Raw genomic sequence first — 16167 nt, 5'->3', positions numbered from 1 at the left:
TGGTGTGAAACCACTAAGAAAGAGTATAATAGCGAGTGAGAATTTAACTGATGAAGAGGTTTAATGCTAGAAAACAGAGTGAAGACCAAGCAAATTTTTATCGGTGGCGTGGCCATAGGAGGTGATGCTCCTATAAGCACGCAAAGCATGACCTTTAGTAAAACCGCTGATATTGAAAGCACTAAAAATCAAATTGACAGACTCAAACTCGCCGGGGCTGATTTAGTGAGGGTGGCGGTGAGTAATGAAAAGGACGCCCTAGCCTTAAAAGAATTGAAAAGAGTGTCCCCTTTGCCTTTAATCGCTGATATTCATTTCCATTATAAATTCGCTCTCATTGCCGCTCAAAGCGTGGATGCGATCAGGATTAACCCCGGAAACATCGGCTCTAAAGACAAAATCAAAGCAGTAGTTGATGCTTGCAAAGAAAAAAACATCCCTATAAGAATTGGCGTGAATGCTGGGAGTTTAGAAAAGCAGTTTGATCAAAAATACGGGCCCACCCCAAAAGGCATGGTAGAAAGCGCTTTGTATAACGCCAAACTTTTAGAAGATTTGGATTTTACTGATTTTAAGATTTCTTTAAAAGCGAGCGATGTGATACGCACCATAGAAGCTTATAGGATGCTACGCCCTCTTGTGATCTATCCTTTCCATTTGGGGGTTACTGAAGCGGGTAATCTTTTTAGCTCCAGTATCAAATCCGCCATGGCTTTAGGGGGGCTTTTAATGGAGGGCATTGGGGATACGATGCGCGTATCCATCACAGGGGAATTAGAAAATGAAATCAAAGTGGCTAGAGCGATTTTACGCCATAGCGGGCGTTTGAAAGAAGGGATTAATTTGATTTCTTGCCCCACTTGCGGGCGCATTGAAGCCAATTTAGTGGATATGGCGAGCAAGGTAGAAAAACGCCTAAGCCACATTAAAACCCCTTTAGACATTAGCGTGATGGGTTGCGTGGTGAATGCTTTAGGTGAAGCCAAGCATGCAGACATGGCGATCGCTTTTGGGAATCGCAGCGGTTTGATCATTAAAGAGGGTAAAGTCATTCACAAACTGGCTGAAAAGGATTTGTTTGAAACTTTTGTGATAGAAGTGGAAAATTTAGCTAAAGAAAGAGAAAAAAGTTTAAAGGATTAGGCATGATCAATAAGTTTAAAAATTTTGTGAGCAACTACCAGCAATCTAACCACTATAAAGAGCCTTTAGGCTTTGGCATTGCCAGAGTGGATATTGCCCCTATTTCCAAAAAGATTTTATGCGCCACTTACCCCGTTTTGAATTGGAAAGATGAAAATTTAGGCTCTTATGCGGTGTTTTGCAACTCGCTTTCTAAAGAAAAAATCCTAAAAGAGAGCGCGAGCGAGTGCGTCATTGAGATTGATGAAAGTTTTGTGTTAAAAGCGCTGGATTTTTATACGCCCTTTTTGAATGAAGCCTATTCCAATAAAATGACTCATAAAAATATCCAAGTGGTTTTAGAGCTTTTAAAAGCTTTAGAAGAAAATCGTTTGAAAAATAGCGATGGGGAGTCTCTTTATCGCTTGGTGATCTTGTTTGAAGATAAGCCTTGCGAGAGCGTGGAGAGCGCGTATATGAAACTTTTAGCGCTCTCTTTAGGTAAAGCCCCTTTAAGGAGTTTGAATTTAGAGGGCATTTTTAACCAGCTTTCTAATGCGGCTTGGAGCGGCAACAAGCCTTATGAATTAGAATGGCTTAGAATGAACGAAGTGGCTTTAAAAATGCAAGGCAATTTCCCTAGTATTGATTTTATAGATAAATTCCCGCGCTATTTGATGCAATTAATCCCTGAGTTTGACAATATCCGCTTACTAGATAGCTCAAAAACGCGCTTTGGGGCGTATTTAGGGACCGGTGGTTACATTCAAATGCCCGGGGCTAGTTATGTGAATTTTAACGCAGGGGCTATGGGAGTGTGCATGAATGAGGGGCGTATTTCTTCATCGGTGGTGGTGGGAGCAGGCACTGATATTGGTGGGGGAGCGAGCGTTTTAGGCGTTTTAAGCGGAGGGAATAACAACCCTATTAGCATCGGGAAAAATTGTTTGCTAGGGGCTAATAGCGTTACCGGAATTAGTCTAGGCGATGGCTGTATTGTGGATGCAGGCGTTGCGATACTAGCTGGGAGCGTGATAGAAATTGAAGAAAATGAGTTTAAAAAGCTTTTAGAAGTGAATAGCGATTTAGAAAAGCATGCCAACAATCTTTACAAAGGCAAAGAGCTTTCCGGAAAAAATGGCGTGCATTTTCGTTCCAATAGCCAAAATGGCAAGCTGATTGCTTTTAGGAGCGTGAAAAAAATTGAGTTGAATCAAAACCTGCATTAAGGATTAAAAGAATGCTCAAAAAAAGTTTGTTATTGCTTGTTTTTTTAGTCTTACAGCTTAGTGGCGCTGAAGAAAATAATCAAGCCCAAAAAAACACGCCCCCTGAATTAAACCCTGCTAACGCTAAGGGCGCGCCAAACCCTAACACCCAAATCACCCCTAAAAACGATAACTCTAATCTGTTAGACAAATTAGGATCGCCTGAAAACGCTCAAACCGAGCTTTCTGCCGGTATTGAATTGGCTAAAAAGGGCGATTATCAAGGGGCTTTCAAGCTTTTTTCCCAATCGTGCGATAACGGCAATGCGGCCGGGTGTTTTGCAGTGGGGGCGATGTATGCTAATGGGGTAGGCATCCAAACGAACAGATTAAAAGCCGCTCGCTATTATGAAATGGGTTGCAGTGGGGGCGATGCGACCGCTTGCGCGAATCTGGCTCAAATGTATGAAAACAAGAAAAATGCGGATACGAACGACAAAGAAAACGCTTTGCAGTTGTATGCGGTGGCTTGTCAAGGGGGGGATATGATCGCATGCAATAATTTGGGGTGGATGTTTGCTAACGGGAGTGGGGTCCCAAAAGATTATTACAAAGCGATGGGTTATTATAAATTTTCATGCGAGAATGGGAATGATATGGGGTGTTATAATCTGGGCTTGATGTCTAATGTGAATAATATTTATGGCATTGATAAAGCGCAACTCAATCAAGTGGATTTGAATTATTTGGCGTGTAACGCTGGGGATATGATGGGGTGCGCGAATTTAGGCTGGATTTATGCAAATGGGGATTTAGGGGCTCCTTTGAATAACCACTACGCAGCGAAATATTTTCAAATGGCATGCGATGGGGGGATTTTGGGAAGCTGTAACAATTTAGGCGTGCTGTATCAAAAGGGCTTAGGCGTGCCTCAAGACGATCAGAGGGCTTTGGATTTATTCTCGTATGCGTGCGATAATGGTTTTGAGTCAAGCTGTCGCAATTACGGGAATTTCAAAGAGCATTTATTGCGCGTGAATCCTAATTACGGGCGCTTGTTCATGCCGTATCATTCTTATGAGATACCCTAGTAATAGCCGTTTTTTAATAAATTCAGCCACAAATTGCGGTTTTTTCAAAAGTTTAAGCTCTTTTTTTTTTTTTGATTTAATACTCGGTGTGATTTTGATCTTATTTAAAAGGAAGAGCTATGAAAGCAACACAAAGCACCATTAACGACTTTTTTGCCTTAACAGGCACGATCTTTTCTATCCCTGTATACCAAAGGAACTACAATTGGGAAGAAGAAAATTGTGAAAAATTACTGCAAGATATTATCAATATCTCTCAAAATAAGAAAACGCATTTCATGGGTTCTATCACTTATATTTTGCATTGGATTGATGATGAAAAGAGCTTAAGACAACTGCAAGAATTTGTCATCATTGACGGGCAGCAAAGGGTTACTACCATCATGCTTTTGCTTAAAGCCATAGAAACAAACATACCAAATGAAGAGATAAAAAAAGAGATTGATAATCTACTCAATCTTTCGGGACAAAGGCTGCGTCTCAAGCCCATTAAAAGCGACAAAGAAGCCTTTGATTTAGTCATGCAAAATCGATCGCATGAGATACAAGGCGTATCACACATTAGGAATAATTATAAATTTTTCACCAAAGAGCTTGACAATTATATCAGCAAAGGGTATCGCATAGAAGAGATTTATGGGGCGTTTTTGCGGCTTAAAATCGTAGCCATAGGCTTAGAGTTGGGCGAAGACGATCCGCAAGTGGTGTTTGAGAGCATCAACGCTACAGGCGTGCAATTAAAAGGGCTAGATCTCATACGCAACTATCTGATGATGGGGGAAAATTCTGAAAAACAAAAACATCTCTATGATACTTATTGGGTTCCTTTAGAAAATTGGCTTGGTGAAAAGGATTTGAATGATTTTATCAAAACCTACCTGAGAATCTATTTTGAAGATAAAGTAAAAGAGGGAGAGCGCGAAGTGTATTACGTGCTAAAAGACCACCACAGAAAAAATTTCCCTAACGATATACAAGGTCTTATGAGCGATATGCGAGAGTATGGCAGAATCTATCAAATCTTTTTAGACAGAGATCACCATTTTTTAGAGCGTGGAAACCCGCAGCAGTTAGCGAATTTACGCCTGCGCATTAAAGATCTCGTAAAAATCAAATTTGGCGTGGCAAAGCCCTTTGTTTTGCGTTGCACCAGAGATTTTGAAGAAGGCAAGCTGGATTATGAAAATTTCTACGAAATTTTGCAAATCCTTATCAGCTACTTCGTGCGCAGGAGCGTGTGCGGAGATCCTACCGGCACGCTTAACAAAGTTCTTTATCCTTTATACAGACAGCTAGAAAATGTTTCAGCCGATGCATTCAAGCGGTATCTGGGCAAGAGCGTTGGTCAAATGGTATTCCCTAATGACGATAAAATTAAAGTAGCGTTTGCTGTGCGTAACGCTTATTCAGCAAATCAAGTGTGCAAATTCATCCTGCTTGAGATAGAAAAATTAAGTAACGCCGAACCGCCCAAAGAAGAGAATTTAGAAGTGGAGCATTTCTACCCCCAAAAACCCACACAAGAATGGCGTGATAGGGTGGGGGACTATTTCACTTTTGAGCAAGACTACCTCAATAATTTTGGGAATCTGACCTTATCAGGGCAAAATCAAAAGCTTGGCAACAAACCTTACGAGGCAAAAATAGAGCTTATGGAACAATACAGCTCCTTGCATTTGAACGACTATTTCATCAATAATACCCATTCTTGGGGGATAGAGGAAGTGAAGGCTAGGAGCGAATATTTAGCGGATCAATTTTGTCAAGTGGAATTGTTTAAAGATCTGCCCAAAGAATACCGCACCAGAGAGATCAGTAAAACGCTTGATGATGACTTAACTTTCCATAATCTTCAAAGCGTTAAGCTCCCCAATAATGAGAGGCGTTTGGCAAAAAACGCTGAAGGGTTGGTGAAAGCTGTCATAGACTACTTATTAGAAAACGCCAGAGAGGCCTTTGAAAGCTACACGGATGAAGCTCAAAGATACATTTGTTGGGATAAAGCAAAAGTGCAATTAAGGGATAGAGATGGCACTCTTGTTGTGCCTTTTGAAAAATACGGATTCTACTTTGTCAGCAATGCGAGTTATCAAACGGTGGGCAATAACCTTAGGGATCTTATCTTAGGCTGTGATCTCAATCCTAGAGATTTTATTGTGTAATAAACAAGCCCCCCAAAGAAATGGGGGGGTTAAAAACCCTTATTTTAAAATCACTTGCCAAAAGCTTGGTGCAAATGCGTAGTGAGAGAGTTAAGATACTGCTCTACTTGGGGGTTTTTCATTACATCGTTGCAAATAAAAGTGGGCAGCGCTGAAAGCCCTAAAAATTGGAACGCTTTATGCAAATGCAAATACACAACATCCACACCCACCCCTTCAAAAAATTCACTAGGATCATTAAAGGCTTCAATGGGAGCGTTCCAAGTCAAGCTCAACATGTATTTTTTGCCTTGCATCAAGCCCCCTTTCCCGTAGTTTTTAGTGGGGTTTTGCGAGCTTCTGCCATCGCTAGCCCAAAGCTTCCCATACCCTGCACTAAAGACTTCATCAATGTATTTTTTCACAATCCAAGGCTCTCCCATCCACCAGCCAGGCATTTGCCAAATCGTCGCATCAGCGCTAAAGACTTTCTCCACTTCTTGACTATGATTATAGCCCTTATCCACGATTGTAGTATCCACTTCTAGCCCCAAAGATTCTAGAGTCTTTTTTGCATGATCGCTCAAGGTTTCATTGAGTTTCCCCCCAGAGCTCCCGAACGCTTTGGCCCCATTAATGATGAGTACTTTTTTCATTTTGTTCCTTTTTTGATAATTATAAATTGCGATTATACCTCAAAAGGGTATTTTTAAAAAGCGATTAAATTGCGATTGTATTATTTTTATTATGTTAAGATAATGAAAATTTCTATTAAGGAAGGAATGGCGATGTTCTACGATGAAAAAAAGACCTATCAAAAGATTGAAGAACGCCTTGATACAATTCGTTCGTTTAACGCTCATAACGAGCATAAGAATTTGCAAGAGGAGTTTAGGGGGGCGGGCATTTCTAGGCGTGATTTATTGAAGTGGGCGGGCATGATGAGTACAGCGTTAGCCTTGCCGGCTAGTTTTACTCCCTTGACTTTGAAGGCGGTAGAAGTGGCTAACAGATTGCCCGTGATTTGGTTGCACATGGCAGAATGCACCGGTTGTAGCGAAAGCTTGTTAAGGAGCGCAGACCCCACCATTGATAGCATTATCTTTGATTATATCAACTTAGAATACCATGAAACCATCATGGTAGCGAGCGGTTTTCAAGCCGAAAAAAGCTTGCATGACGCCATAGAAAAGCATAAAAACAATTACATTTTAATGGTAGAAGGCGGTATCCCCCAAGGCACAGAATACTTTCTCACTCAAGGCCCAAACGCTGAAACGGGGGCTGAAGAGTGCAAGAAAGTCGCCCAACACGCAGCCGCTATTTTTGCCATAGGCACATGCTCAAGTTTTGGGGGCGTGCAAGCGGCTTACCCTAACCCCTCTAACGCGCAACCCTTGCATAAAATCATTGATAAACCCGTGATCAATGTTCCCGGTTGCCCGCCTAGTGAAAAAAATATCGTGGGCAATGTGCTTTATTACTTGATGTTTGGGGCTCTCCCTAAACTTGATGCCTATAACCGCCCCTCTTGGGCTTATGGGAACAGGATCCATGATTTATGCGAAAGGAGAGGGCATTTTGATGCGGGCGAATTTGTGGAGCATTTTGGCGATGAAAACGCTAAAAAGGGCTTTTGTTTGTATAAAATGGGCTGTAAAGGGCCTTACACTTTCAACAATTGCTCCAAACTCCGCTTCAATTCACACACTTCTTGGCCCATAGGCGCAGGGCATGGGTGCATAGGGTGTTCTGAGCCTAATTTTTGGGATACGATGAGTCCTTTTGAAGAGCCTTTAGCGAATCGTTCCATTAAAACCGCCTTTGACGGCTTAGGGGCTGATAAAGTAGCGGATAAAGTAGGCACGACTTTATTGAGTGCAACCGCTATTGGCATTGTTGCGCATGCACTCCTTTCTAAAGCGATCAAAAACAAAGAGTAATGAATAAGGGATTAACATGTCAAAAAAAATAGTAGTCGATCCTATCACTAGGATTGAGGGGCATTTAAGGATTGAAGTGATCGTAGATGATGATAATGTGATCACTGATGCGTTTTCTTCTTCTACGCTTTTTAGGGGGCTAGAAACGATCATTAAAGGCAGAGATCCACGAGATGCAGGCTTCATCGCTCAAAGGATTTGCGGGGTATGCACTTATTCGCATTATAAGGCCGGTATCACGGCAGTAGAAAACGCTCTAGGCATCACCCCCCCATTGAACGCGCAATTGGTGCGATCTTTGATGAACATGGCGTTGCTTTTTCACGATCATGTGGTGCATTTTTATACTTTGCATGGGCTTGATTGGTGCGATATTATGAGCGCTTTAAAAGCCGATCCCATTCAAGCGGCAAAACTTTCTTTCAAATACAGCCCTTATCCTATCAATACCGGTGCCGGCGAATTAAAAGCGGTTCAAAAACGCTTGAGCGATTTCGCTAAAAGTGGATCGTTAGGGCCTTTTAATAACGGCTACTATGGGCATAAAACCTATCGTTTAAGCCCAGAACAAAATTTAATCGTCTTAAGCCACTATCTCAAGCTTTTAGAAATCCAAAGGGAAGCGGCGAAAATGACCGCTATTTTTGGGGCCAAACAGCCTCACCCACAAAGCCTAACGGTGGGGGGTGTTACGAGCGTTATGGATATATTGGATCCGACGAGATTGGCTGAATGGAAGAGCAAATTTGAAGTGGTGGCTCATTTCATCAACCATGCTTACTACCCGGATTTAGTGATGGCGGGCGAAATGTTCGCTAATGAGCCGTCCGTTATTAAAGGCTGTGGCTTAAGGAATTTTATCGCTTATGAAGAAGTGTTGCTTGGGAAGGATAAATACCTTTTGAGTAGTGGGGTGGTGCTTGATGGCGATATTTCCAAACTGCACCCCATTGATGAGAGTTTGATTAAAGAAGAAGTTACGCATTCTTGGTATCAATACGAAGACACTAAAGAAGTGCAACTCCACCCTTATGACGGGCAAACTAACCCGCATTATACCGGTTTAAAAGACGGCGAGAGCGTGGGGATTGAAAATAAAATCATCCCTGCTAAAGTGCTTGACACTCAAAATAAATATTCTTGGATAAAATCGCCCAGATACGATAGTAAGCCCATGGAAGTAGGCCCTTTAAGTTCCGTAGTGGTAGGTTTAGCGGCGAAAAACCCTTATGTTACTGAAGTGGCTACTAAGTTTTTAAAAGACACTAAACTGCCTTTAGAAGCGTTGTTTTCAACGCTTGGGCGCACGGCTGCAAGGTGTATTGAAGCTAAGACAATTGCTGATAATGGCCTTTTGGCGTTTGATGCGTTAGTGGAAAATCTAAAAAGCGATCAAAGCACTTGCGCTCCTTATCACATTGATAAAAATCAAGAATATAAAGGGCGCTACATTGGTCAAGTGCCAAGGGGCATGCTAAGCCATTGGGTGCGTATTAAAAACGGCGTGGTGGAAAATTATCAAGCGGTGGTGCCTTCTACTTGGAATGCAGGGCCTAGAGATTCTAAAAATCAAAGGGGGGCTTATGAAATGAGCTTGATTGGCACTAAAATCGCTGATTTAACCCAGCCTTTAGAAATCATTAGGACTATCCATTCTTTTGATCCATGCATCGCATGTTCGGTGCATGTGATGGATTTTAAAGGGCAGTCTTTAAACGAGTTTAAAGTAGAGCCTAATTTCGCTAAATTCTAAAAAGGGTTACGCATGGATAAAATGAATAAGGTCGTTTTACACAAAGAATATTCAGGTTTTGTGCGCTTTTTCCATTGGGTTAGGGCTTTGAGTATTTTCGCTTTAATCGCTACAGGGTTTTACATCGCTTACCCTTTTTTGCAGCCTAATTCCAGCTTTTATAAAGGGGTGTATCTTTTACAAGCTTATGTGCGCTCTTTTCATGTCATGTTTGGGTTTTTGCTCATTAGCGCATTAATCTTTAGAACCTATCTTTTTTTCACTAAAGAAAGCTTGATGGAACGCAGGAGTTTTAGCCAACTTTTAAGCCCAAAAGCCTGGATTGATCAGATGAAAGCGTATTTTCTTATCAGCGGCAAGCCTCACACTAAGGGAGCGTATAACCCTATCCAACTCGTGGCTTATTCCACTTTGGTTGTTTTGATAGTGTTGATGAGTTTGAGCGGGGTGGTGCTCTATTATAATGTCTATCATGCGGGGCTTGGAGCGTTTTTAGCGAGCGCTTTTAAGTGGTTTGAAGCGCTTTGTGGGGGGTTAGCGAATGTTCGTTTTATCCACCACTTGGCGACTTGGGGGTTTATTTTGTTTGTCCCTGTGCATGTTTATATGGTGTTTTTCCATTCTATCAGGTATGAAAGTTCGGGGGCGGATTCTATGATTAATGGCTATGGTTATACCAAAGAATGAGTCAAAAAATCCTAATTCTAGGCATTGGCAATATCCTTTTTGGCGATGAAGGGATTGGGGTGCATTTAGCCCACTACCTCAAAAGAAATTTTTCTTTTTTCCCTAGCGTGGATATTGTGGATGGGGGGACTATGGCGCAACAGCTCATTCCTTTAATCACTTCGTATGAAAAGGTTTTGATTTTAGATTGCGTGAGCGCTAAAGGCGTTGAGATAGGATCAGTCTATGCTTTTGATTTTAAGGACGCTCCTAAAGAAATCACATGGGCTGGGAGCGCGCATGAAGTGGAAATGCTACACACTTTAAGGCTCACGGAGTTTTTAGGGGATTTGCCTAAAACTTTTATCGTGGGGCTTGTGCCTTTTGTGATAGGGAGCGAGACCACTTTCAAGCTTTCAAGCGAAATTTTAAACGCTTTAGAAACAGCCTTAAAAGCCATAGAAACCCAACTCAACGCATGGGGAGTTCAAATGCAACGCACCGATCATATCGCCCTAGATTGTATCGCTGAACTCTCTTATAAGGGTTTTTGAATTGGCGTTTGTTTTTCTTTTTAAATGCGCTAATGAAGAAACAAGCCTGAATTTTACGCCCCTTTTAGAGCAAATGGCATGCAATTTGCAAGTGCGTTTTTATAGCGTTTATAAGGATAATACCGCTTCTTTCTGCCTCCAAGCGAGCGCTGAAACCACTTTAGAGTTCGCGCAAAAACTCAGCGAAATTCTGCCCTTTTCTTTGGATTTTAGCTTTTTGTCTTTAAAGGAAATCACAGAGCCTTTAGATGAAAATCTTTTCCAAACAGCAAGCCTTTCAAAGCCCCTTTTTATGAACGCTAAAGAGCATCAAGATTTTTTGGACAAAAATTCATCTTTGTATGCCAATGCGTTGGGTTTTGTCAAAAACACCGCTTTTAAGGGGACTATAATCCATAGCCCTAAAGAGCTTATAGATTGCTTAACCCAATTAAAAGAGGCGCTCAAAACGCAAGATTTTATCCCTATTCACACTTCTAGAGGGGCATTATCCCTTTCTTTAAAAAATCCCTCTCCAAGCGTTATTTTTAGCGATCTTTCTAGCGTTTTGAGCTGCACTAAATTGCCTTTAGAAGACGCTAAATATTTGGCGAGTTTGGAAAAACCCTCTATCAAAGCCTCTTTAAAAAGCGTCTTTAAGGACACTTTTAAAAACGATGAAATCATAGCCCAACTACCTTTTGACCCCATATTGAATTTATTGTGCCGTATTTTACAAGATGAGGGTATAGAATTTGTTTTTACTCATGCTAATCATTCACAAGAAGTGCTTTTGCATTATGAAACGCTTTTTAGAACCCCTAAGCGCTTGATCACGCCCACTAAAAAATTCGTGCTAGAAAACAATCTTTCTGCCATTGCTTTTAAAGATGAATTAGAGTTTTTAAAAGAAACCCCCCATTCTGTCGTTTTGTATCTCAGTTTCAAGCGCCCTACAAGGTTGTTATTGCATGCTAATGATTCTTTAAAAACGCTTTTAAGCGTCAGTTTTGATTTCAACCAATCGTTTAACCTCCTCAAACAAGATGAAAAAGCCTCCAGAATGCTAAAAAACTACGCTACTAAATTCCCTAATTTTTACGCGCGCATTTTAGAGCTTTCTAAATACCAGCTAGGGGGCGAGAATTTATTGGATTTTTTTCAAATTTTGGGGTTTGTTTTGGGTTATAGCGAGGATTTTTGCGCACAAAGCGTTATTTCTTTAGCTAAAGAATGCTTACGCCCTAAAGGTCCTAGGATTGATTATAAAATCCTTAAAGACGATTCTTTTAAAATGGCTTTAAACTTTTCAAAAATCATGCACAGCGCGATGAGTTTCAGGCTCGCAGGCGTGGAAAATGAAATTTTGAGTTTGGGGATCTTGGATTCTTTAGCGGAGTTTTTAGGGAATTTCATTTGGGATAACGCGCAGAATTTTAGCGTCCAAGAAGTAACGATCGCTGGGGATTTTTTTGGCGAAAAAGTGTTTTTGGATTTGTTTGTGCAATATTTCCCCAAAACCCTAACCCTTAAAACGCATGCGTTTTTGGATTATGAATAAGGGCTTAAAAGCGGATGTGCATCATCAACCCGCCGTCCATGTATTGGGTTTTTTTGCTTTTAGTCCTTTCAAAATAAGGCCCAAAAGACAGAGCTTTATTGAAATTAACAACCGGCATGCTCACGCCTTCAGCGATATTGTTTTTAGCGAGTTGTTTGTAAAACTTTTTATCGCTTTTTTTATGGCTTTTAAGGGTAGGGCTTTTTTCTAAATTTATGCCTTCTAAAGCACTGTTTTTAGTGAAATCATAAAGCTTTTTGTCGTTTTTAGTCTCGGTTTCTAACCCATGGTTTTTATGGAGTTTGTAAAACTTTTTATCGCTTTTTTTTTCGCTTTTAGTTTCGGTTTCCAAATCCACTGCGAACGCGCTGCTATAAGCCACAAACGATACAAGAAATAAATTTTTAACTATACGCACAGGATCTCCTATAGTCTTTTTCTATCACACCACCCTAGCATGTTAGAAATAACTATTAGAAAATACAAGCGCGTTTGAGTGAAAACACCGACCACGCTCGCTAAAGCCACTCAATCAATAAAAAGCGTAAGGGAAGTATCCAGGCGCTCCATACCCATAAGGCCCATAAGGCATAAGACCTGACCCATAAGGCATGAAACCATAGGGCATGTAATAATAAGGCATGTAATAGCCTCCATACATCCCGTTTTGCATGGGCGAATTGAGGTTATCCACTGAATTGTAAAAGCCGTTTAAAGAGCCATAAGCGCTATAATTGGTGAAACGATTGATTAAAGGCGTGGTGTGTGCATCAATAATGGCGTTTTCTTGCTGGATGGCGTTTTCTTCTCTAGCGACCTCTTGGGCTTTAGTCTCTTTAGGATCTTTAACTAGCACTTCTTCTACAGGCACATTCGCCCCACAAGCGCTTAACAGATAGGCTAAAAAGCCAGCGTTTAAAAAAAGAATGGTTTTAGAGAGGTGAGCGGATTGGTTGGGTAAAAAAGTTTTATTGTTTTGATGCATGGGATTTCCTCATTTAAAAATAACTAAAGATTAACATGTTTTTAATTTAATATTCATTAAGCGGTGGTTTTGTGGCTATTTCATTTTAATTTTGTTTTTCATTAAAACCCAACAACTAAAATCTTATTTTTATAATAAAATACTTACTAATAACAAAATTCTAAACTCAAGGAAAAACCATGAAAAAAGCTCTCTTACTCTCTCTCTCTCTCTCTCGTTTTGGCTCCACGCTGAAAGGAATGGATTTTATTTAGGTTTAAATGCTCTAGAAGGAAGCTACATTCAAGAACAAGGTAGTATCGGCGAAAGAATTTTAGAAGAAACCGCCTTAAATCAAGCGATCAAAAACGCAAACAATTACCCCTTCGAAAAACCATTAGTAAAAGATGTGGAAGATGCGCAAAACGCTTTAAACAAAGTGAAAGATTCAAACAAAATCGCTATCCAATTAAAAGGAAAGGGTGGAACGGGCGGTATTCTTAATGAACTCAGCTTTGGGTATAAATATTTTTTGGGTAAAAAAAGGATTATAGGGTTTAGGCACTCTCTTTTTTTCGGTTACCAAACTAGTAGGCTTGCTTATGCTCCTATCGCCAGTTTAATAGCTGTTTCACCCTTGAGTTTGTTCACTTTTAGTTCTATTTCTTATTCTAATATCGGTTCAATAGCTTTTTTACCCTATGGTTTCAATACGGATTTGCTTATCAATTTAATCGACAATGAAAAGTATTCTTTAGGGCTTGTGATTGGCATGGATATAGGGGCTAGCACTTGGTTTTCAAGTAACAATCTCTATCCGTTTTCAAGTGTGAATCTCAACCCTTTCAATCAAGTCAAGAGCCGCACGATTTTTCAGTTACAAGGAAAATTTGGCGTTCGTTATAATAATGTTAAATATAAATATAGTGTTGAATTAGGGGTTAAAGTGCCAGCCTTTAAAGTCAATTACTATAGCGATAATTATGGGGATAAATTGGATTATAAAAGAGTGGTGAGCGTTTATGTTAACTATGCATATAACTTTAAAAACAAAAATTAAAACATGCTTTTTATCGCTCTTTAGTTGGTTTTTTAAAACAAAGCCTTATTTTTTATTAGATTCAAACTCTTCATAGCCTTTTTTTCTCAATTGGCATGCCGGGCATTCACCGCAGCCATAACCATAAGCGTGCAAAATCTTTCGCTCTCCTTGATAGCAGGTGTGCGTTTCTTTGATGACTAAATCCAAGACGCCTAAATCTTTAGCCATTTGAAATTCTTGAGCTTTATTCAAAAACATTAAAGGCGTTAGGATTTTAATCGCCGTGTTTGATCCTAAATTGAGGGCATGCTCGATGCTTTTAATGAAATCTTCTTTACAATCCGGATAGCCGCTAAAATCCGCTTGCGAAACCCCTAAAGCGATGTTACTAGCCCCTATTTTTTGCGCATAAGAATGCAAAAGGGTGATAAAAATAGCGTTACGATTAGGCACAAAAGAGTTGGGTAAATCTTTATTTTGCGCATGCGAATGCCCCATTAAATCGTTAGAGTTTTTAAAAAGCGCAGAGTGGGTGATATTTTCTAAAAAATCTAATGGGATGATTTCATAAGGGAGTTGTAAAAGAGAAGCGATTTTTTGAGCGCATTCTAATTCCACAGAGTGTTTTTGCGCGTAATCAAACCCCACTAAACAGACTTTTTTAAAACGCTTTTTTGCCCATACGGCTAAAGTGGTGCTATCTTGCCCGCCGCTAAAACTGATTGCGCAAATTTCTTGTTCCATCAAAATTCCTTAAAATTCTAAAAAGATATAATAACACAAAGAAATTTTAAGAGTAAAAAGCGTGTTTGAGTTAGACAAAGAATTAAAAGAATTGTTTGACATTTATGAAAAATCCTCTCATGAGCTTTACTTGGTAGGGGGGTGCGTGCGCGATTGTTTGATGGGAATTACCCCTAAAGACTACGATTTAACTTCAAACGCTTTAGTCAATGAAAGTAAAGAACTTCTTTTAAAACACCATTTTAGGGTGCTAGAAACCGGCATCAAGCATGGCACGATCACGGCTCTTAAAAACAATCAAAGCTATGAAATCACAACCTTTAGAATTGAAAAAGGGCATATCAAGCACCGAAAGCCTAAAGAATTGGTTTTTAGCGCTCGTTTAACAGACGATTTAAAGCGGCGCGATTTTAGCATGAATGCGATCGCTTATAGCCCTACAAAAGGGATTATTGATCCTTTTAAGGGGCAAAATGCGATTGAAAATCAAATGATTGAATGCGTGGGGGAAGTGCGATTGAGGTTTTTTGAGGACGCTTTAAGGATTTTAAGAGCGTTGCGATTTAGCGCGACTTTAGGCTTTAAGATAGCGCCAAGCACTAAAGAAGCGATTTTTGCGTATAAGGATTTGTTAAAACATCTTTCTAAAGAGCGCTTACAAAGTGAATTGAATAAGTTTCTTATGGGGAAAAACGCCTATGAAGTGGCTAAAGAGTATCAAGAAATTTTAGAGTTGGTTACTCAAGAGAAAATAGAAAGTTTAGGGTTTTTAAAAAGCGCGCCTTTCAATCTGGAATTAAGATTGTTAGGGTTTTTTAAACACCAAAAAAGTTTAGAAAATTTACGATACCCTAAAAAAACTTGTGTTTTATTTTTAAAAGCTAAAGAATGCCATAAAGCTTTTTTAAATATTCATAACAAAACAGGATTAAAATTTTTATTAAAAAACTACGATCTAGAGCCTTTTAATTTGGCTTTAGATTTTTACGCGCTCAAAAACCCCAAACGCGCTTTAAAAATTAAAAGCTTGTTAAAAGAAATATTTAACGCTAACGAGCCTTTTAAAAAAGAACACCTAGTCCTTAAGGGCGGGACGCTTCAAAATTTGGGCTACCAGCGCCAACAAATCGGCGAAATCTTGAACGCATGCCTAAATTTAGTCATCGCTCACCCTGAAAATAATTCTTTAGAACGCTTGGTGGAGTGGGTGAGGGATAGGGGTTATTGACTTGTTTTTTTGCAATAATAACTGCGCCTTAAAAAATACAAAAACGGAGGTTTAATAATGCCAAGTTATGTTAATAGTTTTGCATGGAAAAAGTGATAATGAAGTAGCGAGTGTGGTGAATATGAGCGCTATCGCTCCTTTTCAAAGAGCAAGAGCTTTATTCTCAAGCAA

15 protein-coding genes are annotated in these 16167 nt (G+C 39.9%); 11 read left to right on the top strand and 4 right to left on the bottom strand.

The genetic code is table 11. The features are described from left to right. Positions 1 to 63: 63 nt before the first annotated feature. The 4 genes from ispG to HPSH112_RS03775 all read left to right on the top strand — a co-directional run bounded on the left by ispG (position 64) and on the right by HPSH112_RS03775 (position 5583). On the top strand, positions 64 to 1143 hold the full coding sequence (gene ispG / locus HPSH112_RS03790; RefSeq protein WP_000892507.1) for a flavodoxin-dependent (E)-4-hydroxy-3-methylbut-2-enyl-diphosphate synthase: 1080 nt from the start codon (positions 64 to 66) through the stop codon (positions 1141 to 1143). Positions 1144 to 1145: 2 nt separating this feature from the next. Then, positions 1146 to 2351 carry a 2,3,4,5-tetrahydropyridine-2,6-carboxylate N-succinyltransferase gene (locus HPSH112_RS03785; RefSeq protein WP_000608571.1) on the top strand — a complete coding sequence of 402 codons (1206 nt, stop codon included), beginning with the start codon at positions 1146 to 1148 and terminating at the stop codon, positions 2349 to 2351. A gap of 11 nt (positions 2352 to 2362) precedes the next feature. Next, complete coding sequence (locus HPSH112_RS03780) at positions 2363 to 3421, top strand: tetratricopeptide repeat protein (RefSeq protein WP_000914897.1); 1059 nt, start codon at positions 2363 to 2365, stop codon at positions 3419 to 3421. Positions 3422 to 3540: 119 nt separating this feature from the next. Then, positions 3541 to 5583: a DUF262 domain-containing protein gene (locus HPSH112_RS03775; protein WP_000648452.1), complete on the top strand. Its 2043-nt coding sequence runs from the start codon at positions 3541 to 3543 to the stop codon at positions 5581 to 5583. A 50-nt stretch (positions 5584 to 5633) separates the two neighbouring features. Here HPSH112_RS03775 and HPSH112_RS03770 read toward each other — a convergent pair whose 3' ends face one another. Beyond that, on the bottom strand, positions 5634 to 6218 hold the full coding sequence (locus HPSH112_RS03770) for an NAD(P)H-dependent oxidoreductase (protein ID WP_000756684.1): 585 nt from the start codon (positions 6216 to 6218) through the stop codon (positions 5634 to 5636). A gap of 132 nt (positions 6219 to 6350) precedes the next feature. Between HPSH112_RS03770 and HPSH112_RS03765 the strand changes: the two genes are divergently transcribed. Genes HPSH112_RS03765 through hydE form a run of 5 tightly spaced genes read left to right on the top strand, consistent with a single transcriptional unit; the run spans position 6351 to position 12018 of the window. After that, positions 6351 to 7505: a hydrogenase 1 small subunit gene (locus tag HPSH112_RS03765; protein ID WP_000499041.1), complete on the top strand. Its 1155-nt coding sequence runs from the start codon at positions 6351 to 6353 to the stop codon at positions 7503 to 7505. Between the two features lie 16 nt (positions 7506 to 7521). Further along, positions 7522 to 9258 carry a nickel-dependent hydrogenase large subunit gene (locus tag HPSH112_RS03760; RefSeq protein ID WP_000038066.1) on the top strand — a complete coding sequence of 579 codons (1737 nt, stop codon included), beginning with the start codon at positions 7522 to 7524 and terminating at the stop codon, positions 9256 to 9258. A gap of 12 nt (positions 9259 to 9270) precedes the next feature. Then, positions 9271 to 9945, top strand: a complete 675-nt coding sequence (gene cybH, locus HPSH112_RS03755; protein ID WP_000359897.1) for a Ni/Fe-hydrogenase, b-type cytochrome subunit — start codon at positions 9271 to 9273, stop codon at positions 9943 to 9945. Further along, the gene (hydD, locus tag HPSH112_RS03750; protein ID WP_000078652.1) at positions 9942 to 10478 is read left to right on the top strand and encodes a hydrogenase biosynthesis protein HydD; all 537 of its coding nucleotides are present in this window, start codon (positions 9942 to 9944) and stop codon (positions 10476 to 10478) included. The genes cybH and hydD overlap by 4 nt, the downstream gene beginning before the upstream one ends. A gap of 1 nt (position 10479) precedes the next feature. Further along, positions 10480 to 12018: a hydrogenase biosynthesis protein HydE gene (gene hydE / locus HPSH112_RS03745; RefSeq protein WP_000896149.1), complete on the top strand. Its 1539-nt coding sequence runs from the start codon at positions 10480 to 10482 to the stop codon at positions 12016 to 12018. A gap of 4 nt (positions 12019 to 12022) precedes the next feature. Here hydE and HPSH112_RS03740 read toward each other — a convergent pair whose 3' ends face one another. Together HPSH112_RS03740 and HPSH112_RS03735 are read right to left on the bottom strand one after the other, a co-directional pair. Further along, positions 12023 to 12436: a hypothetical protein gene (locus HPSH112_RS03740; RefSeq protein ID WP_001223599.1), complete on the bottom strand. Its 414-nt coding sequence runs from the start codon at positions 12434 to 12436 to the stop codon at positions 12023 to 12025. A gap of 114 nt (positions 12437 to 12550) precedes the next feature. Continuing rightward, complete coding sequence (locus HPSH112_RS03735; protein ID WP_000554106.1) at positions 12551 to 13003, bottom strand: hypothetical protein; 453 nt, start codon at positions 13001 to 13003, stop codon at positions 12551 to 12553. Positions 13004 to 13160: 157 nt separating this feature from the next. Here HPSH112_RS03735 and HPSH112_RS03730 point away from each other — a divergent pair, with 157 nt between their 5' ends. Further along, positions 13161 to 14042, top strand: coding sequence for an outer membrane protein (locus HPSH112_RS03730; RefSeq protein WP_154079364.1), 882 nt, complete (start codon positions 13161 to 13163; stop codon positions 14040 to 14042). A 45-nt stretch (positions 14043 to 14087) separates the two neighbouring features. On the opposite strand, the gene queC is transcribed toward HPSH112_RS03730, so the two are convergent. Then, positions 14088 to 14768: a 7-cyano-7-deazaguanine synthase QueC gene (gene queC / locus HPSH112_RS03725; protein ID WP_000434363.1), complete on the bottom strand. Its 681-nt coding sequence runs from the start codon at positions 14766 to 14768 to the stop codon at positions 14088 to 14090. A 61-nt stretch (positions 14769 to 14829) separates the two neighbouring features. Between queC and HPSH112_RS03720 the strand changes: the two genes are divergently transcribed. Next, positions 14830 to 15996, top strand: coding sequence for a CCA tRNA nucleotidyltransferase (locus tag HPSH112_RS03720; protein WP_000462229.1), 1167 nt, complete (start codon positions 14830 to 14832; stop codon positions 15994 to 15996). Positions 15997 to 16167: the final 171 nt, after the last annotated feature.

The organism is Helicobacter pylori Shi112, assembly GCF_000277405.1.
GTDB lineage: Bacteria > Campylobacterota > Campylobacteria > Campylobacterales > Helicobacteraceae > Helicobacter > Helicobacter pylori_C.
The sequence above is the reverse complement of the archived record's forward strand: the minus strand, read 5'-3'. Positions and strand labels throughout refer to the sequence as shown.